At 35.0% G+C, this 19,307-nt stretch carries 22 protein-coding genes; 5 read left to right on the plus strand and 17 right to left on the minus strand.

Features of this window, described 5'->3' with window-relative positions; all coding sequences use genetic code 11:
* Nucleotides 1-2 precede the first annotated feature (2 nt).
* The 4 genes from JOD29_RS05575 to JOD29_RS05590 form a co-directional block, all read right to left on the minus strand.
* Complete coding sequence (locus JOD29_RS05575) at nucleotides 3-1,580, minus strand: peptide chain release factor 3 (protein ID WP_124763653.1); 1,578 nt, start codon at nucleotides 1,578-1,580, stop codon at nucleotides 3-5.
* A 540-nt stretch (nucleotides 1,581-2,120) separates the two neighbouring features.
* Entirely contained in the window at nucleotides 2,121-3,590 is a 1,470-nt protein-coding gene (locus JOD29_RS05580; protein ID WP_124763654.1) for a UDP-N-acetylmuramoyl-L-alanyl-D-glutamate--2,6-diaminopimelate ligase, read from the minus strand.
* 3 nt (nucleotides 3,591-3,593) lie between these two features.
* Entirely contained in the window at nucleotides 3,594-4,655 is a 1,062-nt protein-coding gene (locus JOD29_RS05585) for a M42 family metallopeptidase (RefSeq protein ID WP_124763655.1), read from the minus strand.
* Nucleotides 4,656-4,884: 229 nt separating this feature from the next.
* Nucleotides 4,885-6,276, minus strand: coding sequence for an aldehyde dehydrogenase (locus tag JOD29_RS05590; RefSeq protein WP_124763656.1), 1,392 nt, complete (start codon nucleotides 6,274-6,276; stop codon nucleotides 4,885-4,887).
* A gap of 150 nt (nucleotides 6,277-6,426) precedes the next feature.
* Between JOD29_RS05590 and JOD29_RS05595 the strand changes: the two genes are divergently transcribed.
* Complete coding sequence (locus tag JOD29_RS05595; RefSeq protein ID WP_124763657.1) at nucleotides 6,427-6,633, plus strand: hypothetical protein; 207 nt, start codon at nucleotides 6,427-6,429, stop codon at nucleotides 6,631-6,633.
* A gap of 582 nt (nucleotides 6,634-7,215) precedes the next feature.
* Here JOD29_RS05595 and JOD29_RS05600 read toward each other — a convergent pair.
* Entirely contained in the window at nucleotides 7,216-7,833 is a 618-nt protein-coding gene (locus JOD29_RS05600) for a thermonuclease family protein (protein WP_158610527.1), read from the minus strand.
* A 216-nt stretch (nucleotides 7,834-8,049) separates the two neighbouring features.
* Nucleotides 8,050-8,637: a phosphatidylglycerophosphatase A family protein gene (locus JOD29_RS05605; protein WP_124763783.1), complete on the minus strand. Its 588-nt coding sequence runs from the start codon at nucleotides 8,635-8,637 to the stop codon at nucleotides 8,050-8,052.
* A 494-nt stretch (nucleotides 8,638-9,131) separates the two neighbouring features.
* On the opposite strand from JOD29_RS05605, the gene JOD29_RS05610 reads away from it, so the two are divergent.
* From JOD29_RS05610 to JOD29_RS05620, 3 genes are all read left to right on the plus strand, one after another.
* A complete protein-coding gene (locus JOD29_RS05610) occupies nucleotides 9,132-9,851 on the plus strand; it encodes an alpha/beta hydrolase (RefSeq protein WP_124763659.1) in 720 nt (239 codons plus the stop codon).
* Nucleotides 9,852-9,926: 75 nt separating this feature from the next.
* Nucleotides 9,927-10,445: a YjcG family protein gene (locus JOD29_RS05615; protein WP_124763660.1), complete on the plus strand. Its 519-nt coding sequence runs from the start codon at nucleotides 9,927-9,929 to the stop codon at nucleotides 10,443-10,445.
* Between the two features lies 1 nt (nucleotide 10,446).
* Nucleotides 10,447-10,875 carry a GNAT family N-acetyltransferase gene (locus JOD29_RS05620; protein WP_124763661.1) on the plus strand — a complete coding sequence of 143 codons (429 nt, stop codon included), beginning with the start codon at nucleotides 10,447-10,449 and terminating at the stop codon, nucleotides 10,873-10,875.
* Nucleotides 10,876-10,993: 118 nt separating this feature from the next.
* Here JOD29_RS05620 and JOD29_RS05625 read toward each other — a convergent pair whose 3' ends face one another.
* The 6 genes from JOD29_RS05625 to JOD29_RS05650 form a co-directional block, all read right to left on the minus strand.
* Nucleotides 10,994-11,242, minus strand: coding sequence for a stage VI sporulation protein F (locus JOD29_RS05625; RefSeq protein WP_124763662.1), 249 nt, complete (start codon nucleotides 11,240-11,242; stop codon nucleotides 10,994-10,996).
* Between the two features lie 13 nt (nucleotides 11,243-11,255).
* On the minus strand, nucleotides 11,256-11,441 hold the full coding sequence (locus JOD29_RS20585) for a YjcZ family sporulation protein (RefSeq protein ID WP_124763663.1): 186 nt from the start codon (nucleotides 11,439-11,441) through the stop codon (nucleotides 11,256-11,258).
* A 62-nt stretch (nucleotides 11,442-11,503) separates the two neighbouring features.
* Entirely contained in the window at nucleotides 11,504-11,872 is a 369-nt protein-coding gene (gene spoVAE, locus JOD29_RS05635) for a stage V sporulation protein AE (RefSeq protein WP_124763664.1), read from the minus strand.
* A gap of 9 nt (nucleotides 11,873-11,881) precedes the next feature.
* On the minus strand, nucleotides 11,882-12,877 hold the full coding sequence (locus tag JOD29_RS05640) for a stage V sporulation protein AD (RefSeq protein WP_124763665.1): 996 nt from the start codon (nucleotides 12,875-12,877) through the stop codon (nucleotides 11,882-11,884).
* Nucleotides 12,871-13,326, minus strand: coding sequence for a stage V sporulation protein AC (gene spoVAC, locus JOD29_RS05645; RefSeq protein ID WP_124763666.1), 456 nt, complete (start codon nucleotides 13,324-13,326; stop codon nucleotides 12,871-12,873). The genes JOD29_RS05640 and spoVAC overlap by 7 nt, the downstream gene beginning before the upstream one ends.
* Entirely contained in the window at nucleotides 13,326-13,736 is a 411-nt protein-coding gene (locus JOD29_RS05650; RefSeq protein ID WP_124763667.1) for a hypothetical protein, read from the minus strand. Before JOD29_RS05650 ends, spoVAC begins: the two co-directional genes overlap by 1 nt.
* A 191-nt stretch (nucleotides 13,737-13,927) precedes the next feature.
* Here JOD29_RS05650 and JOD29_RS05655 point away from each other — a divergent pair, with 191 nt between their 5' ends.
* The gene (locus JOD29_RS05655; RefSeq protein ID WP_124763668.1) at nucleotides 13,928-14,572 is read left to right on the plus strand and encodes a CotY/CotZ family spore coat protein; all 645 of its coding nucleotides are present in this window, start codon (nucleotides 13,928-13,930) and stop codon (nucleotides 14,570-14,572) included.
* A gap of 216 nt (nucleotides 14,573-14,788) precedes the next feature.
* Here the strand turns inward: JOD29_RS05655 and JOD29_RS05660 are convergent, their stop codons facing one another.
* The 5 genes from JOD29_RS05660 to yjbM all read right to left on the minus strand — a co-directional run bounded on the left by JOD29_RS05660 (nucleotide 14,789) and on the right by yjbM (nucleotide 19,173).
* Complete coding sequence (locus JOD29_RS05660) at nucleotides 14,789-15,127, minus strand: hypothetical protein (RefSeq protein WP_124763669.1); 339 nt, start codon at nucleotides 15,125-15,127, stop codon at nucleotides 14,789-14,791.
* Nucleotides 15,128-15,195: 68 nt separating this feature from the next.
* Nucleotides 15,196-16,569 carry a magnesium transporter gene (gene mgtE / locus JOD29_RS05665; RefSeq protein ID WP_124763670.1) on the minus strand — a complete coding sequence of 458 codons (1,374 nt, stop codon included), beginning with the start codon at nucleotides 16,567-16,569 and terminating at the stop codon, nucleotides 15,196-15,198.
* A gap of 204 nt (nucleotides 16,570-16,773) precedes the next feature.
* Nucleotides 16,774-17,688: an RluA family pseudouridine synthase gene (locus tag JOD29_RS05670; protein ID WP_124763671.1), complete on the minus strand. Its 915-nt coding sequence runs from the start codon at nucleotides 17,686-17,688 to the stop codon at nucleotides 16,774-16,776.
* Between the two features lie 14 nt (nucleotides 17,689-17,702).
* Nucleotides 17,703-18,497, minus strand: coding sequence for an NAD kinase (locus tag JOD29_RS05675; protein ID WP_124763672.1), 795 nt, complete (start codon nucleotides 18,495-18,497; stop codon nucleotides 17,703-17,705).
* Between the two features lies 1 nt (nucleotide 18,498).
* Entirely contained in the window at nucleotides 18,499-19,173 is a 675-nt protein-coding gene (gene yjbM / locus JOD29_RS05680; protein ID WP_124763673.1) for a GTP diphosphokinase, read from the minus strand.
* Nucleotides 19,174-19,307 lie beyond the last annotated feature (134 nt).

Genomic DNA, 19,307 nt, shown 5'->3' on the forward strand with positions numbered 1-19,307 from the left:
TTTTACAACAAGCTATATAATTTAATATCCTCGTTTTTCTCTGAGAACCAACGCATAGCAAATTCATTTTCAAATAAGAATACTAATCTGTCATAGCGATCTTTCACAAGCATTGAGCGGGCAGAAGACATTGATTCTTTCACATCTTCTTCATTTTCAATCCAACGTGCAATTTTAGAACCAATTGGTTGCATTTGTACTTCAACATTGTATTCATTTTTCATACGGTGTTCAAATACTTCAAATTGTAATTGACCAACCGCCCCGAGAATGACATCTTCTGTGTGTAATGTTTTATAGTACTGAATTGCGCCTTCTTGTACTAATTGTAAAATACCCTTATGGAATTGTTTTGATTTCATTACGTTCTTTGCCGTAACACGGACAAATATTTCCGGTGTAAATTGTGGTAATTTCTCAAACTGGAAGGTTTTCTTACCACCAACAACTGTATCTCCAATTTGATATGTACCAGTATCATATAAACCGATAATATCCCCTGCTACTGCTTCATCAACTGTTTCACGATCATCGGCTAAAAATTGAGTTGATTGCGTAACCTTAAATGATTTCCCTGTACGAGCTAAAGAGATATTCATTCCACGTTCAAATTTTCCAGAAACGATTCGAACAAAAGCAATACGATCACGGTGAGCAGGATTCATATTCGCTTGAATTTTAAAGATAAATCCTGAGAAATCATTATGTTCTACTGGGTCTATATATTGTTCATCTTGTGTTAAGCGTGGCTGTGGTGCAGGTGCAAACTGTAAATATGTCTCTAAGAAAGTTTGTACACCAAAGTTTGTTAATGCTGAACCAAAGAATACTGGAGTTAATTCACCACGACGAATTTTCTCTTCAGAAAATTCATTCCCGGCTTCGTTAAGGAGCATTATATCGTCCATTGCTTGAGAGTAGTAAGAAGTAGCTTTCATTGGGTGTTCAACTGCTAATTCGCCTTCTTCATCAATCGGTAAAAATCGATTTTCCTCTTCTGTACGAAATTGTTCAATGCGTTTATTATAGCGGTCGTAAATACCAAGGAATTCTTTCCCCATACCAATTGGCCAGTTCATTGGATAAGCATTAATTCCAAGTACTTCTTCAAGCTCCTCAATTAATTCAAGTGGTTCTTTCCCTTGTCGGTCTAATTTATTAATAAATGTAAAAATAGGAATCCCACGCAAACGACAAACTTTAAATAGTTTTAATGTTTGAGCTTCAATCCCTTTAGCAGCATCGATTACCATGACAGCACTATCCACTGCCATTAGCGTACGGTACGTATCTTCTGAGAAATCTTGGTGCCCTGGTGTATCTAAAATGTTTACACGTTTTCCATCATAGTCAAATTGCATAACAGAGGATGTAACTGAAATTCCACGTTGCTTTTCAATTTCCATCCAGTCAGATGTAGCAAATTTTCCTGATTTCTTTCCTTTTACCGTGCCGGCATCACGAATCGCCCCACCGAATAAAAGTAGTTTTTCTGTAATCGTCGTTTTCCCAGCATCCGGGTGAGAAATGATGGCAAATGTACGACGTGAAGTTATATCTTGTTCAATTTTTGAAGTCATCTTTAACGTCTCCTTTTTTCTACCTTCCCTATAATATAAGAATTACGGCTATTTACACAACCATTTTATTTTGATTCAGCAGATGACACCCTCCTCTATAGGTGGAACGACATAATGCACAATTTACTCTTTTATTCAGGGTAGTCCAAACCTCAACTGAATGAAGACAATGCCTCCGGCGCATGTCACGGATCTTAAGAGTCTTAGTGGAAGTTAGCATAAGAACGTCGCTTCGTGCTTACAACGTCTAACTGACCTTTGCCGTCAAAACGCCACGTCCTTGTGGCATTGACGGCATGACCGACATCGTGTCGGCCCTCGTGCAGGTCCAAGCACAATTCAAAATCCGGACGCATTTTCGCCGAGGCGTAATTGATTTATTTATTTCACAATACAGTTGTGGTAATCATTGCTATTTTAAAAATAGAGTGTAGAGAAAGCCATAGTGACTTTGACTACACTCTGCTCAGTATTTATCTTGTATTTTGATGAGCTATTTTACGGTCAATCTAAAAATGATTGTATTATGATTCTAGTTTTCTAAACGAATTTTAAGCGAGCTGCTTCAACAGCAATTTCTGCGTCACTGTGTGGATATTTTGTGTTACCAATTATTTGATAATCCTCATGCCCTTTACCTGCAAAGATAATAATATCACCAGGTTCTGCAACTGACACCGCATGACGAACCGCTTCTGCACGGTCACCGATACAAGCATACTTATCATGTTGCATGCCTTTAGCTAAATCTCCTGTAATACTATCATATTCTTCATAGCGAGGGTCATCAGTTGTTAATACAACATAATCTGCAATTGACGCTTTTTCTGCCATTGCTGGTCGCTTTGATTTATCGCGATTTCCACCGGTACCCACTAAGAAGATTAACTTTTTACCTGGTTCTTTATAAGGTAATGCCGCATGAATTGCTTTTTCAATTGCATCTGGTGTATGTGCATAATCTACAAATATTTGTAAAGGTAAGTTTGTTTTAACTCTTTCCATACGTCCTCTAACTGGTGTTAGATTCTCGATTTGTTCGATAATTAAGTCTAGTGGAAACCCTTTTCCATAAAACACTGCTGTGGCAGCTAACACATTATAAACATTAAACTCGCCTAGCAGCTGCATTTGTACTGGGAATATACCTTCTGGTGTGACCATATCGAACGTTGTAAAGTTATTTTCATAATTACAGTTTTCCGCTCTAAAAATTGCTTTGTTATGTAGACCATATGACCAGACAGGATATGGTGTCATTTTTGCATATCGCTCAGACCAAGGATCATCCGCATTTAACACTACACATTTATTTTTTGTAAGGTCCTGCCCCATTTGTGAGAATAATAAACCTTTTGCATGTCCGTACTCTTCCATCGTTCCATGGAAGTCTAAATGATCGTGAGTCAAATTCGTAAAGACAGCCACATCATAATCTACCCCTGCTAAACGACCAAGAGCTAGACCATGGGAAGACACTTCCATAATCATTGCTCTGCAGCCTTCCATTTTGGCACGAAAAATCATTTGTTGTGTACTCAGTGCATCACTTGTCGTATTTGCTGATTCATAAAGAACACCATTAAGGTTGAAACCTATCGTTCCAGAGACTGCTGATTTTTCACCCATTCCAACTAGAATTTGATGAATGATTGAGGAAACACTTGTTTTCCCGTTTGTACCTGTAACACCAATCATCATAATATCTTGTGAAGGGTAATCAAAGAATTTCGCAGCAAGTAATCCTAATACTCGATCTGTATTTGGAACAATCACTTGTGCCACATTTCCATCTAAAGTTAATTCTCTTTCAGCTACAACTATTGTTGCCCCAGCGTCTACAGCTTTTTGCGCATAATCATGACCGTCAACCGTGTATCCTTTTATACAAATAAATACACTTTTAGGTTGAACACCTCTCGAATCGATAGCAAGATCTTTCACATTAGATGGCAATTGTCCAATAACTTTTTTCAACGGGATTACACTTAATAATTCTTCTACATACATACATTAACCCTCCAATTCAACAATAGGTGAAGTAACAAAAACATATAGTAACTCTGCAGTCTCTTTTAATGAATCAAGATGTGTCCGTTCATAAGCATGTGACGATTCTATTCCTGGTCCAAATAATGCATGTCTTACATCGAAGCCTGCACGTATTGCTGCAGATGCATCTGAACCGTAATGAGGATATATATCAAGCTTATAATTGATTTGATTCTTTTTGGCTAACTCAACAATATAACGTGTTAATTCATAATGATATGGGCCGCTTGAATCCTTTGCACAGATTGATACTGTATATTCATCAGAACTTTGACCATCACCTATTGCCCCCATATCAACAGCAATATAATCCACAACTTCAGAAGGTATATTGGAATTCCCACCGTACCCAATTTCTTCGTTATTAGAAATATAGAAATGAGTTGTGTAAGGTAGTTTGATATTATTATTTTTAATATATTTCATTAATTGCATTAATAATGCTGTACTGGCTTTATCATCTAAATGACGAGATTTAATGAAACCTGAGTCCGTCACTTCGAATCGCGGATCAAAGGAGACAAAATCTCCTACTTCGATACCAACTTTTCGAACATCTACATCATTTTTTACCTTCTCATCAATCCGAACTTCTATATGATTTTCATCACGTTTTAGCTCACCAGCATTTCGATAAACATGAACTGTTGTTTCATGCATTAAAATGGTACCACGAATTTTTTTACCACTGGCAGTGTGAATCGTACAATATTCACCTTCAACAGCATTCCAATTGAATCCACCTACCATTGTAAGTTTTAAACGGCCATTTGTTTTTACCTCTTTTACCATCGCACCAAGTGTATCTGTATGTGCAGTAAACAAACGATGTTGCTGGTCGTTTTCACCTTTAACTGTAGCAATAATGGCACCTTTATTCGTTCTTTTATAAGGAATTTCTAGTCCTTTTATATATGATTCAATAAATTTCATAATTTCTTTTGTATAACCACTTGGACTAGCAATATGGACAAGCTGGTCAAGTAAAATAACTGTGCTCTTCTCATCAAAAACATGCTTCATTAAAAAGCCCCCTCAACCCTTATATCATATCAAAATCCGTCAATAATCGACATATTTTTATGTATTAATAACTGTTACGATTCGCAACAGTTATTAGAAATGAGTATTTTTTGTGATTTTATATCTATATATTATAGCATTCGTTTAAAGATTTTTTTGATGTTAATAAAATAAGGTAAAAATTAATCAAAAGAAAAAAATGGAACACCTTTTAATCAAGACTTTTATACTATTTTATAATCTTACGAACTAATTTCACTTTTTGTTTATATGGAGGAAATAAAATATTGTTAGAAAACTTAGATGAACGCTTCATAATTGATTTTGAATGTGTAAAAGTATCGAAGCTTGCTTTTCCGTGGTAGGCATTCATTCCTGAAGGTCCTACTCCGCCAAATGGAAGGTATGGATTTCCACACTGAATTACCGTATCATTAACACACCCACCACCAAAAGAAAGTTCCTGTAAAAAGTAATCAATTGCTTTTTCGTGTTCTGAAAAGAAATAGGCTGCAAGTGGTTTTGGCTTTTTGCGAATCTCATTAAATGCCTTTCCTAAATGTTCAAACGTCAAAATTGGAAGAATAGGACCAAAAATCTCGTCTTCCATCACTGGACTCGACCAATTTACACCTTCAACGATTGTTGGTTCAATATATCGACTTTTAGGATCCACCTTACCCCCATATGAAATATTTTGTTTTTCTAATTGTAAAATACTTACTAATCGATTGAATTGACGATCATTTATGATTCGTCCATAATCTTCACTGTTCATAGCATCTTCGCCGAAAAAATCTTTAATTACTAATTTTAATTTTGTTACGAACTCATCATAAACAGAAGCATGAACTAAACAATAATCGGGAGCTACACAAGTTTGCCCATTATTATTAAACTTACCCCAAGCAATTCTTTTTACTGCCACATCTATGTTTGCCGTGTGATCCACAATGGCCGGACTTTTCCCACCCAATTCTAATGTAATGGGAGTAAGTCTTTCTGAAGCCGCGCGCATGACTATTTTTCCAACGGCCACACTACCTGTGAAGAAAATATAATCAAACGGGGCATGTATTAGGGCAGTTACTTCTTCTTTTTCTCCTTCTACAACGCGAACATAATTTGATTCAAATGTTTCCTCGATAATTTTTTTTACAATTTTGCAAGTTTCTACTGATGATTCGGAAGGCTTTACAATTGCCGTATTTCCGCCAATAATTGCTCCAATTAAGGGTTCCATAACTAATTGAAACGGATAATTAAATGGTCCAATGATTAGTACTACACCATAAGGATCATGAACAATAAAGCTTTTTGCTGGTTGAAATTGAATTGGCGTTTTAACTGGAACTGGCTCCGCCCACTCATCGATATTTTTTAGCATATATTGAATACTATCCAATACAAATCCAACTTCATTAGCATACGCTTCAAATTCACTTTTATTAAGGTCTACTTTAAGAGCGTGAAGAACTTCTTTTTCATATTTTTTTATCGATAATTTTAATTTTTGTAGTTGAGATTTTCTAAAACTTATATCTTTTGTTACCCCTGAATAATAAAGCGCTTTCTGCTCTTCAATCATTTGTTCCACATCATCATGAGTGAAATATGTCATTATTATTTCATTCTCCTTTAATACATAAAATAAAATCTACTGCGAATAATAACTATGTACAATTTACTACAACTTCTAACATAATTCCTTTTAAAAGAAATGAGTTATTCTTTAATAAATTAAGGAATTAACCCAAAGGAGGCAATTTATATGATTTCGACTGATACTTGGTGGGGAGGAATCTTTTCAGGTCCTTTATCCATTGGCTTAAATGAGGAAAAAATTCATCAATTAGAGAACGAATCTTTTTTATACTTAAGCAATGCATTAAGCGAAGAAGAATTGCCAGACGAAGAAGTAATTCCAGATGAGGAAGAAGCATTTGATGATCATATTGATTCACAGGAAGTTGTATAAATTGTTAAAATGAACATTTTTAAAAATGGGCTGCTTTCGATTAAATTCGAAAGCAGCCCTTTGATTTTTTAATGGCAAAATAAACTATTAATTCTCATTGGAATTTTGTCTTTCTGTATAAAAAATACCTAAAAGTTTGTATTTCCACTTGCGGCATTTTTCTTAAGGGAAATTTCTCCTCAACCTTTTTTCATTGCTTTTCTAATTAAGGGAATATTTTTCCGTTAAATATTGAACCAGGCCAGATTCCAGGTGATATAAGGGAATATTCTTCCCTTATACATAATAAAATTCCCCTATTTTGGCTTTATTAAGGTCGATAAGGGAAATTTCTTCCGCTATTTATCCTATTTTCATTGCTTTTTTTAAAATAAGGGAATATTTTTCCGTTAATTACAGAACCAGATCTGATTCTAGGTGATATAAGGGAATATTCTTCCTTTATACATAATAAAATCCCCCTATTTTAGCTTTATTAAGGTCGATAAGGGAAATTTCTTCCGCTATTTATCCTATTTTCATTGCTTTTTTTAAAATAAGGGAATATTTTTCCGTTAAATATAGAACCAGCACTAATTCCATTTATTGTTGAATGATTTCTGGGTGATATCCATCTTTTTGTAAATAATTTTCATTTTCCCAAATGTTTATTTTTTTGTTTTCCGCCACTAGTTGTATTTCTTTAAGATCTTCTTCAAGTGTATTATTTGGTTCATAAATAAATCTTACTCCAGCATACCCTTCCTTAATTAATGCTTCTTGTAGTAATACACCATCCACGAAAACATAAGATAATAATCTGCCGTAATGATCGGTTTCATCGCCAATATCAAACAATATTTCAATTTTTGACGCATTTTCTAATAGAGTACTCGTAAATTCTTTTGCTTCTTCTGCGTATGGCATTGGATTCTGCTCTTCATAATTCATTTCTGGTGTATCGATCATAAGTAATCTAACACGTTTTACTTTACCATTTACTTTAACTCTAAATGTATCTCCGTCATTTGTAGATATATATTCAACAGGTATTAATTCATTACCGGTTAGTTTCATAGCATATTCTGGGGTGATTTTATATCCATCCTCATTATCAAGATCAGTTGTTGTGCTCTCTTTTGATGGATAAAAAAAGAGCAAATAAATAATTACTGAAATCATCACAATTCCAGTAGTTAATATTGTTTTCAAATCAATCATTAGAATAAACCTCATTTTTTCTTTCTTATGACGATGAATCTATTTACAAGTTCCTTTTGCTAATAGTTTTTTATTTTTTCAAATTATCACTTCTGAATTGTTGCTGTGTTGCATTCAAATAATCATCATAACTTCACTATGTAATGTTAATATTTTTGAACATAAAAAAATGCATGTTTCTAAAGAAAATCATGCATTTTGTTATGTTATAATCCTTTATTCATCATCATCTTGATCTGATTCTGTTTTTGGACCCAGGACAACTGGAGGAACATCTGCAAACGTTTCCCCTTCTTCTTCTAAGTCTCGCATTTTATGAGCAATACGGGAGGCTGCACTTGCTGCAATACTGCCTACTAAGTCATCTAAAAATGTATTAATGCCATTTCCAGATTTCGTATCTAATTTTTCAATAATCCCTACTTTTTTCTTATCTAAATGTCCGTATGTTGTTAATGCAATACTTCCATATGTTAAAACCGAACCAATCGCAATTGTTTCATCGACTCCGAATAACCCTTCATCTGATTCAACAATCGTTTGGAGTGGCTCAGATAACATTTTCTTTTCTGCTAACTCATCAAGCTCAATTCCTACTAATAAGGCATGTTGAACTTCACGTTTCGATAAAACACGTTCTACTGAATGAATACAGTGTTCAAGTGTTAAACCTGGATTATAGGGGTTTTGCATTTCATGTACTATTTCAGCAATATCTTCTATTTTAACACCACGACGGATTAAAGCTGCTTTAGCGGCAGCTGTCACGTCTTGAGAATGGACACGTACGTTTTTATTATGCATCATTTCTGGCCTCTTTTCTAAATAGTTAAATGGTCAATAATATTTCATCTATTATACTAGAATACGTCTTACTACATAATACACGCTAACAAACGTTTATGATACAATTTCGGTAAGAAAAGCGGTGAAGGCTATGTTAGGTATTATCGGGTTTAATTCCACGTGAGCATTACCGGATTCACTTTCACCCACGCAACAACTAGCGTAAACAGACATGGGTAAAGCATACAAAGTTATACATTGAGCTACATAAAGGCTGTTAGTAAAGAACTTTGTTGACGAAAACGACATGTTCACAAGTCACACGCCGACTTTAAAATAATATCCTGTGAGTACAAGTACAATTGCAATGCCGACCTAACGTCACACAGTTAGCATTCACTGCTCTTGTACACACTAGTACTGACTAGTGTCAAAGTGTCCCGAATAGCAAGGACTAATCATCATGAAAAGCAGAGCACATATGCTTTAGATAATTACTAAGGAGGAACATCGTGGAAAAAGGAACAGTTAAGGACATTACACTTTTTAGTAATGAGCTTCAAGAAGAAATGGAAATACTAATATATATCCCTGCTAACTACACCCCACTTTATAAATATAATCTCTTAATCGCTTCTGATGGAAAAGATTATTTTCAATTAGGTGGAATCGCTCGACTTGCTGATCAGTTAATTGAGGATTATGAAATTGAAGATCTTATTATTGTTGGGGTTCCATATAAAGACGTGCAAGATCGAAGAAGGAAATATATACCTAAAGGCGATCAAAATATCGCTTACCTACGTTTTTTAGCTCATGAACTAATTCCCTATATCGATCAAGAATATTCGACGATTCAATTAGGTTCGAGCAGAGGAGTAATAGGTGATTCAATGGCAGCAACTGCTTCATTACTAGCTGCATTTAAGTATCCTAATATTTTTAGTAAAGTAATTTTACAATCACCCTATGTGGATGAGTTCGTGTTAAAGGCAGTAGAAGAGTCTAATGTTCAAGATAAAATTTCAATTTATCATATTGTTGGCACAGGAGAAGAAAAGGTGTTAACAACAGATAAGAAAATTAAAGACTTCCTAACACCAAATCGTCACTTACACGAGTTATTAGTTAATAAAGGATACGATACATTTTTTGAAGAATTTGATGGCAACCATTCGTGGAAATTTTGGAAGCCAGATTTAAAGAGAGCACTAATTAAAAATTTCAGTTAATGTTTTAAAATGTCTAAATATTTCAAATCTGTTATAATCATTATGTAAATTATTTTATTATGGGGGTAACGGACTATGAAATATGGGATTGTAGCATTTCCATCAAAAAAACTTCAAGATTTAGCGAATACTTATCGTAAACGTTATGATTCGCATTATACGAAAATCACTCCGCATATTACCTTAAAAGAAGCGTTCGAGGCGGATGAATCTGAGATTAGTAAAATTTCTGATACGATTGAAAAAATCGCAAGTAATTTTGAACCATTAAAAATACACGCAACAAAAGTCAGTTCTTTTTTCCCTACGACAAATGTGATCTACTTCAAAATCGAACAAACTGAACAATTAACGAATCTTTATGAAGAACTTAAATCACAAATAAACCTTGGCCAACCTAAACACGTTTTTGCTCCTCATATAACAATTGCACAAGATATTACTGCATCTGAACATGATGACATTTTCGGTCAATTACGCATGATTGGTGTAAATGAACATGATACCATCGATCGAATTCACTTATTGTATCAATTAGAAGACGGTTCCTGGACAACATTTGAAACTTACCGATTAACTGGGGATGAAAACTAAGGTGTTCGAGGCCAAAATTGTTGATACAAAAGAAGAACTCGATTTCGCTTTTGAAATTCGAAAAAAAGTTTTTGTAGAAGAACAAGGGGTGCCAGTACATCTTGAACTCGATGAGCATGACGCGTCGGCTGTACATTTTATACTAAAAGATGGGGAAAAAGTAATTGGTGCTTCTCGACTTCGTGAATTAGAACATAGAATCGGAAAAGTGGAACGTGTTTGTGTACTACGAGAATATCGTGGGAAAAGATTGGGTATTCTCATTATGCAGGCAGTTGAAAACTATGCTACTAAACATGGATGGAAGAAGTTAAAACTTAACGCGCAAAGTTATGCAATACCATTTTATGAAAAGTTAAATTTTAAAGTAACTTCGCCTGAATTTCTGGATGCAAACATTCCACATCGGGCAATGGAAAAACTTATATAAAATAAATTCTGTTGTAAATAAAGTGTAGACAAAGGACGTACTTTGTCTACACTTTATTTTAAATTGCGCTAAATTTAGTTTAATTAATAGAATATTAATTTTAATAATCCGAGTGGAGTTATCCCATCATTTTTTGAATTTTGCTTAAATCTAAAGAAGAACCGTCTTTAATGATGGAATTTACAATTTGATCTTCTAAGTCTTTCGAAATTTGTTTATTTGCTAATTTGCCTACTTTACGTACAATTTTACGTACTTGTTTTTCATTCGTAAAATCAGCATGTTGTATTGCATTTGCCAGTGCAAAAATTTCTTCCATCTCTACACCAGTTTTATTTTCGATTTGTCTGAAAAATGGATTAGTCATAATCTCTCACCCCTTACTTAAAAGAGCATCCAACAATGATTAAAAGAATGAATAATACAACGATTAATACAAAAACTGAACTTCCACATTTTTCCTTTCCATAATCATATGATGGACTTACTTGACCGCAGAAATCAGGTCCATAATTATCATATGCAGGACTCACTTGGTTGCCACCACATCCACAATTATTCCACATAAAAAACCCCTCCTTTCACTTTGTATACTATGCAGTAATACAAAGGAAAGTGGGGTATTCGTCTAATCTGCTTTACCTTTTGGTTTAAAAATAAATGCAGCAATAAATCCAAATACAATTGCAGCACTTATTCCTGAACTTGTCACTTCAAACATTCCTGTCAAAACACCAACCCAGCCATGCTTTTCTGCCTCAGCTAAAGCACCATGAGTTAAAGAATTTCCGAATGATGTAATTGGGATTGTGGCACCAGCACCAGCCCAGTCAATTAAAGGCTCATATAAACCTAAACCATCTAATACTGCTCCCGCAACAACTAATATTGAAAGCGTATGCCCTGGTGTTAGTTTCCCAACATCCATAATTAATTGACCAATTGCACAAATAATACCACCTATTATAAATGCCATTAAAAAATCAAAGAAAACCATATTCCCGCCTCACTCTATCGTAATTTCAATTGCATGTGCTGTACAAGGAATTGACTCCCCTTGTTGAAACGAAAGAGGAGAAAGAAGCGCGCCAGTTGCAACAAGTAATACTTTTTTATAACGTCCACTTTTTAACTGTTGATCAATGTAACTGTAATATACAGCAGCTGAACAACCAGCTCCACTAGCACCCGCTAAAAAGGACTCATCCTCTCCATAAAACTCCGCACCAGCATCACGAAATAGCTGCAGTTCCTGTTGTTTTGTTCCGGTTTGCGCAAACATGGCTTTTAAGATCTTTAATCCGATTTTTCCTAAATCACCTGTCATAATTAAATCATAGTCGGTTATTTTTTGATTTCTTTTTTTCAAATGATTTGTAATTGTATCGTAGGCTGCAGGAGCCATTGCGCCACCCATATGCAGTGGATCTGTTTGACCGTAATCAATTACTTTGCCAACTGTTGCAGCAACAATTGATGGATACTTTGGATTATGTTTCCCAATTAGCGCATATCCTGCAGCCGTAACAGTCCATTGAGCTGTTGCAGGTTTTGGCCCTCCATAATTAATAGGATAACGAAATTGTCGTTCAACAGAATTATGTTGACTTGATGCACCTGCTATGGCATGTTGTGAAGCACCTAATTCTGTTAGTAAACTTGCTACAATAACTGAAGAAACAGATGTTGCACATGCTGAGAACATCCCAATAAATGAAACAGCTATTTCCCTAGCAGCAAAGTTGGTTGGTGTCATTTGATTGACTAAATCTCCGCTTAAAAAGAAGTCAACATCTAAATTTTTGATATTTGCCTTTTGCATGACAATATCACATGCTTCTTGAATCATCTTCGAATGACCTTGCTCATTGGTTTTTTGTCCCCATCGTTCATCATCTACTACTGAATCAAAATAGGAATAAAATACACTTTTCTTTTCTAAAGGCCCCGCTACAGCCCCACAAGCAAGAATCGATGGTTTCGATTGAAATACTATTACCATTCGACTACGCCCAATGAAACAAGAATTAATTTTATTAAGGCAACAAAGAAAGCGGAAAAGACACCAAATAATATAACAGAACCTGCTAGCTTAAATATATTACTACCCACACCTAGAACCAGCCCTTCAGTTCTACCCTCAATTGCTGCAGAAACAACTGCATTACTAAATCCGGTTACAGGCACTGCACTTCCTGCCCCTGCAAATTGTCCTAGTTTACGGTACAACCCTAGCCCGGTTAAGATTGCAGCAATTAAAACCATCGTAGCAACAGTTGGGTTTCCTGATGTTTTTTCAGTAAAGTCGAAAAATATAATATAAAAGTACGTAATAGCATGTCCAATTGTACAAATAATTCCTCCTATAAGGAACGCTTTTAAAACGTTTTTTAGATAAGGAGTAGGAGGTGTAATTTGTTGCTCTATACTCTGATATTGTTCTGCATCCATTATGTTTCCTCCTTCGCTAATTCCTTAAGCTTTTGTACTTCGTCGACTACTTTTTGTTGATCTTTCTCTTCTAACAATTTCTCCGATTCCCAATACAACTTAAAATCTGTTGACACTAATACATTTAAATCAGGATATTGTTCGTCAAATTGTTTCTGAACTCTTTCTTCTATCTTTTGTTTTTTGAAGGCTAACCATGGCTTAACTTGAAGTGATACTAGCAATTCATCTTCGACAAAAACTGCAATTCCGTTATACACTTCATCTGTTTCAGCAATGACTCCTTCGACATCCGCGCGTACTCCTCCAACTTCACTCTCATTATATATCCTAATTGTTTGTTCATTTGCTGAAGAACATCCAACTAAAAAAAACGGGACGAAGAAAAAGGTTAATGCCATTTTTTTCAAAGTTCAACCCCCTTTTCTATCAATTATGCGCACAAAAAAATGAAACTATTCAGTCAAGGCACTTAACTTTGGTGGAATAATTTCTTCTAAAAAAATTCGCCTATTTTATGCGCCTATGGACATTCGCCCTGTTTTAATATCCGTATCGACATATTGTAGAGTGAAGTAATCATAAGAGAGGTGACTCAATAATGGGTTGTGGAAGAAATAATGTCGAGGGTACATCTGATCGTCATGATAAAGGATGTGTTTGCGAGGTTGTAAAAACTATTTTAGAGCTTCAAAATCGTGCAAGACGTCATAATCATCATGATTGTGATTCTTGTGGAACAAGTTGCTTCGTTGAGCCACTTGGTGGTATCAAACACCAAGCACGCCATGCCGACACTCGTGTTTTCATGTTACTCAATAAAGACGGCTCTCCATTCACAGTAGTAGCTAAAGCTGATATGGATAATGATCGTAAAGACGGTCGAGATGGAAAAGACGGTAAAGATGGTAAAGGCGGTAAAGACGGAAAGAATAACAATAATTTCTTTGTTACTCCTTTCTTCCGTGTAGAAGATATTTTTGGTGATTGCTGTGCAACATTACGTGCATTAGCTCCTATCGGGGATAACAATCACAACCACGGCGGCGGCGGCGGCGGTGGCGGTAAAGGCAAAGATAATAACGGCATAGTAGATGACGTTGTTCAAAATGGTGAATTAAATCCAGAAGCATTCGATGATATTGATGATTTCGAAAAAACAGAAACATGTGTTACTGTAGATTTAAATAACTTCACTGCAGTACAATGTATCGCAGACGTTGACCTTGATGTTTGTAAACACTAAATAAACTTCAGTTATTATAAAATATACTCCATTATTCATACTAAATCATAATTAATAACGAATCCTGTCCCTAGGGCAGGATTCGTTTAACTTTAAAAACCCCACTTTTATAACGTCAAATTTATCTTATACAAAACTAAATGTACGATACTTACTTGCTTAATTTTTTTCAAATAAAAGTCGGCAAATCTTCTATTTAAGATTTGCCGACTTTCTTTACTTTACTGTAATTTCTTCAATATCATTACCATTAATTATCTTTGATTCTTGTGCAGTCTTGATTTTAACAATTGAATTATTCAACTCTTCAATCATACCAATAACTACTTCACCATTTTTTAAATAGAATTGTAATAAACGACCATTCATTGGTTGACTAAAATAACTTAATTGCCTGGCGATCACTAAGTCTGTTACTCGTTCAGCACGTTGAATTTCATACACTGAAGTACTTTCTTCAAAATACACTTCTTCTCGCTCTGATTCTACTTGATCTTCCACCTCAACGTAATAAAACGGAGGTGTTGGAATAAATAGTAACGGTTCTTGTATCATTTTACACATCCTTTTTTCCATAAAATATGCAAAATGTTTTTTTTCGTGAATCTTATTCCTTTTGTTTGCTACCCAATCTGACTTAACAGAGTAGTTGCTAACCCTAAATAAATTAAAATACTTGTGACGTCATTTAACGTTGTAATAAAAGGACCCGATGCAACTGCAGGGTCAACGCCTAATTTATGAATCAACAATGGAATAAATGAACCTGCGATTGTTGCAACAAGAATTGAGCAACAGATTGCGGCCCCTACTAACAAGCCGATAATAAATGTATGCTTCCAAACGAAGACAATTCCAACAACTAGTAATCCGCAAACAATGCCAGTAATTAATCCAGTACAAATTTCCCGGAGCAACATTTTCACTTTACTTTTATCGTTTATTTCTCCAGTAGCAATCCCTCTAACAGCGACCGCAAGTGCTTGTGTACCACTATTACCTGATGTACCAGAAATTAAAGGAATAAATAATGCAAGCATAGCCACTTTGTCGAGTGTTGCTTCAAATTTACCCATTAAACTCGCTGTAATCATTCCTAAGAATAATAGCATGATGAGCCAAGGTAGACGTTGTTTTGCAGCCTTAAATGGTCCTGCATCAATATCATCTACATCTGAAATACCTGCTAATTTAGAATAGTCATCAGATGCTTCTTCATCCATTACATCAATGATATCATCGACCGTTATGATCCCTTGAAGTTCATTCTTGTCATTTACAACAGGAAGAGCTAAGAAATTATAATCTTTAAATATTTGAGCAATATCTTCTTGGTCATCTGATACTTTGACATGAACAACTCGCTCATTCATAATGTCACGAATCAGTGTGTCTTCCTCAGATATAATTAAATCACGTAATGAGATAACCCCTGTCAAACAATGATCACCATCAACAACAAAAACATAATAAATTGTTTCTGCATTTGGAGCTTCTTTTCGAAGTACCGCCATCGCTGAACGGACAGTGGAATTTTCTAAAATAGATACGTACTCAGTTGTCATAATTGAACCGGCAGTATATTCCTCATACCCTAGTAGTTCATTAATTTCTTCAACTGTTTCACTATCCATTATTTTTAAATAGCTATCACGATGCTCTTTATCCAGTTCATTTAATACGTCTACAGCATCATCTGTGTACATATAAGTAAGCATCTCTGCACCGTAAGCTGTATTCATTTCATTTAAAAAAGGTTGATATTCTTCATCGTCTAATTCAATTGCCTCAAAAATTGATGCCATTTCTCGAGGAGACAAGAATAGATACATGACCCCACGTATATCAGGTCCAACCTTCTCATAAAATTGTGCCTGATCATACGGATGAAGTGCTAAAAAATATTCACGGAATTCTTCAATTTTTTCATCAATGAGTAACTGTCGTAAATATTCCTCATCAAACGGCACTTCATTTTTTTCGTTTTGTTCTATCATGCATGTCCCCTCCTTTCATCTCAAACCTAATAATAGGATGCTTCTTCGTGTACGTAAACATCTTTTTTTAACATAAAAAAACTTTTTTAACTATGTATGTCTAAAAATCTTCCATTACTTCACACTGAATACCATATCTCCCTACAAATAGAAAAGATGCTCGAATAGTCGAACATCTTGATAAATTAAATACGACTTGACTTGTTAATTATTTCTAACCAGTAATGTCTCCATATCTTGGCTAATCCTACTTGCTATGGAAATACTTTCTTTTGTAAGTGGATGAATCATTTCTAGATATACACAGTGTAGTGCTTGTCGATTAATCAATTCACGACTTCCCCCATAAAGGTCATCGCCAACTAATGGATGTCCAATATGGGCCATATGAACACGAATTTGATGAGTTCTTCCTGTATATAACCTCAATCTTACAAGACTTATGGGATCACCTTTAATTGTAAATCCTCTTTTTAATACGATCACATTTGTATGTGCGAATTGCCCGTCTTCTCGGACCTCTCTTTCAATGATGCTCGTATCTTTTCTTCCAATCGGTGCTTTAATGGAGAGTCCATCATCATTTAAATGTCCATGAACAATTGCTTCGTATTGCTTATTTATGAGCCCTTGTTCTTGTTGAAGCCCCATTAAATGGTGAATATGTCGATGTTTTGCAATACATAATAAACCTGATGTGTCACGATCTAATCGTGTCACAATATGAATTGTAGAGGCAATCCCCTTTTTTTCGAAATAGCCTAGTAGAAAATTTGCAATACTTCCTGTAGGGTGCTCTCTTGAAGGAATCGTATTCATAAAGGCAGGTTTATCGACTATCAAAAAAGATTGGTCTTCATATACTATATTTAAATCACTAAATTCAGCGACAAGCCCTTTACTAGGTTCTTCTGGTGGAAAAATGATTGTTATTTCATCACTTTTCTGTAACAGGTGACGGACATTTCGTTCCTGTCCGTTTACCAAAATATTACCCCCATAAAACTTTATATCAGTAAGAGCTCTTTTTGAAATGCCTTGTTTTTCTATTGCATGACGTAATAATTCGCCATCAGAAGTAGCATAAAATTTTAATGTAAATGCATTATTATTAATCATAAAAACCTCAATGTTTAATCATTTGAAACGAATGAATCATGTACTCGTTCCCAAAATGGAAATGGTCTAAAGCGCGCAAATCGAACTCGTTCAGATGCTACATTAAACTTCACTGATTCTAAATCATGTTGAATAAGGTGTATATGGTCAACTGTCATATTAAACTTCTGATCACTTACTGGTTTCAATGTACAATTATGATGGGCTGGTAATACAAGCGATGAGCCTACAGTACGAAAAACTCGGTTATTAATGGATGCCATTTCAGTAAGCTGGAATGCCTGTAAATTCGGATGAATAATAGCTCCACCTAAAGCCTTATTGTAGGCTGTACTACCAGATGGCGTGGAGAGACATAAACCATCACCACGGAACCGTTCAAACTGATTGCCATTTAATTCGATATCCATAACAAGAGTTACATCTGGTGATTTAATGGTTGCTTCATTTAGAGCTAAATATTTTTCACAATCCCCACTTTTATGATGTACCGTTACTTCAAGCAATGGGTATTCCACAACAGTGAGCTCTTTTTTTGCAATTGAAAGTACTAATTTTTCTAATTCTGATGGTTTCCAATCTGCATAAAAACCTAAATGCCCAGTATGAATTCCAACAAATGCCACTTTATCTAGTCGTTCAGAATGGCGATGAAATGCATGTAGTAGTGTTCCATCACCACCTATTGAGATTACAATATCAGGTTGATCATCATCATAAGTGAGTCCGAATTCTTGTAAATAGGTAATAGCGAGCTTCTTCAATTCATTGGATTGAGAATCTCGGCGTGATTGAATCGAGAATTTCAAATTACTCATGCTCCTTATTTTGTGTATTCGATCGGATTGTTGGGTTTTGCGCTTCTTTTATTTCCGTGAAATAAGCCTGTGCTTCTTGTATTTCACTTCTAATGGATGACATTTCTTCGTCTAATTTAAATGCAGCTTCTGCAGCGCTTTGCAAACGATTTTTAATCTCTTCAGGGAACAAGCCTTTATATTTATAGTTTAACGAATGTTCAATAGAAGCCCAGAAGTTCATGGCAAGTGTACGGATTTGAATTTCAGCTAAAATAACCTTTTTACCATGGACGGTTTCAACAGGATATTGAACAATCATATGATAAGAGCGATAGCCACTTGGTTTACTATGAGTAATATAATCTCTTACTTCAATTACACGTAAGTCTTCCCTTTGCCTAATTAAATCCGTTACAGTTTTAATATCATCAACAAATTGGCACATAATACGTAATCCAGCTATATCTTGTAATTCTGTTGCAAGCTGTTCAGATGGCTCAAAAGGAATTCCCTTTTCAAGGGTTTTATCATATATACTTGCTAGCGGCTTTACTCGACCAGTTACAAATTCAATCGGTGAATTGGAACCTAAAATGCCAAATTGATTTCGCATACCTTTAAGTTTTATTTTTAATTCATCAACAGCTTGTTTATATGGGTTCAAAAATACATCCCATTGTCCCATTCTTAATTCCTCCTCAGAAAGACACAGTTCGAAATTTTAAATAAGGTGAACTGTTGCCCTTTCAACACGGATGTCCAATTAATTTTATTTTCCTGTCCTCCAAAGAAAGAAATCCTTCTTTTATCTCTATGACA

The organism is Lysinibacillus composti (assembly GCF_016908465.1).
Classification (GTDB): domain Bacteria; phylum Bacillota; class Bacilli; order Bacillales_A; family Planococcaceae; genus Ureibacillus; species Ureibacillus composti_A.

What these genes read in the sequence shown, in the direction of transcription:
- JOD29_RS05625 (WP_124763662.1), bottom strand. Translation starts at nt 11,242, where the DNA reads ATGACTAATCCATTTTTCAGACAAATCGAAAATAAAACTGGTGTAGAG.
- JOD29_RS05590 (WP_124763656.1), bottom strand. Translation starts at nt 6,276, where the DNA reads ATGACATATTTCACTCATGATGATGTGGAACAAATGATTGAAGAGCAG.
- JOD29_RS20585 (WP_124763663.1), bottom strand. Translation starts at nt 11,441, where the DNA reads ATGTGGAATAATTGTGGATGTGGTGGCAACCAAGTGAGTCCTGCATAT.
- JOD29_RS05600 (WP_158610527.1), bottom strand. Translation starts at nt 7,833, where the DNA reads ATGATTGATTTGAAAACAATATTAACTACTGGAATTGTGATGATTTCA.
- JOD29_RS05640 (WP_124763665.1), bottom strand. Translation starts at nt 12,877, where the DNA reads ATGGTAATAGTATTTCAATCGAAACCATCGATTCTTGCTTGTGGGGCT.
- JOD29_RS05670 (WP_124763671.1), bottom strand. Translation starts at nt 17,688, where the DNA reads ATGATTAATAATAATGCATTTACATTAAAATTTTATGCTACTTCTGAT.
- JOD29_RS05580 (WP_124763654.1), bottom strand. Translation starts at nt 3,590, where the DNA reads ATGTATGTAGAAGAATTATTAAGTGTAATCCCGTTGAAAAAAGTTATT.
- JOD29_RS05655 (WP_124763668.1), top strand. Translation starts at nt 13,928, where the DNA reads ATGGGTTGTGGAAGAAATAATGTCGAGGGTACATCTGATCGTCATGAT.
- yjbM (WP_124763673.1), bottom strand. Translation starts at nt 19,173, where the DNA reads ATGGGACAATGGGATGTATTTTTGAACCCATATAAACAAGCTGTTGAT.
- JOD29_RS05615 (WP_124763660.1), top strand. Translation starts at nt 9,927, where the DNA reads ATGAAATATGGGATTGTAGCATTTCCATCAAAAAAACTTCAAGATTTA.
- spoVAE (WP_124763664.1), bottom strand. Translation starts at nt 11,872, where the DNA reads ATGGTTTTCTTTGATTTTTTAATGGCATTTATAATAGGTGGTATTATT.
- JOD29_RS05660 (WP_124763669.1), bottom strand. Translation starts at nt 15,127, where the DNA reads ATGATACAAGAACCGTTACTATTTATTCCAACACCTCCGTTTTATTAC.
- JOD29_RS05575 (WP_124763653.1), bottom strand. Translation starts at nt 1,580, where the DNA reads ATGACTTCAAAAATTGAACAAGATATAACTTCACGTCGTACATTTGCC.
- JOD29_RS05595 (WP_124763657.1), top strand. Translation starts at nt 6,427, where the DNA reads ATGATTTCGACTGATACTTGGTGGGGAGGAATCTTTTCAGGTCCTTTA.
- JOD29_RS05605 (WP_124763783.1), bottom strand. Translation starts at nt 8,637, where the DNA reads ATGCATAATAAAAACGTACGTGTCCATTCTCAAGACGTGACAGCTGCC.
- JOD29_RS05585 (WP_124763655.1), bottom strand. Translation starts at nt 4,655, where the DNA reads ATGAAGCATGTTTTTGATGAGAAGAGCACAGTTATTTTACTTGACCAG.
- spoVAC (WP_124763666.1), bottom strand. Translation starts at nt 13,326, where the DNA reads ATGGATGCAGAACAATATCAGAGTATAGAGCAACAAATTACACCTCCT.
- mgtE (WP_124763670.1), bottom strand. Translation starts at nt 16,569, where the DNA reads ATGATAGAACAAAACGAAAAAAATGAAGTGCCGTTTGATGAGGAATAT.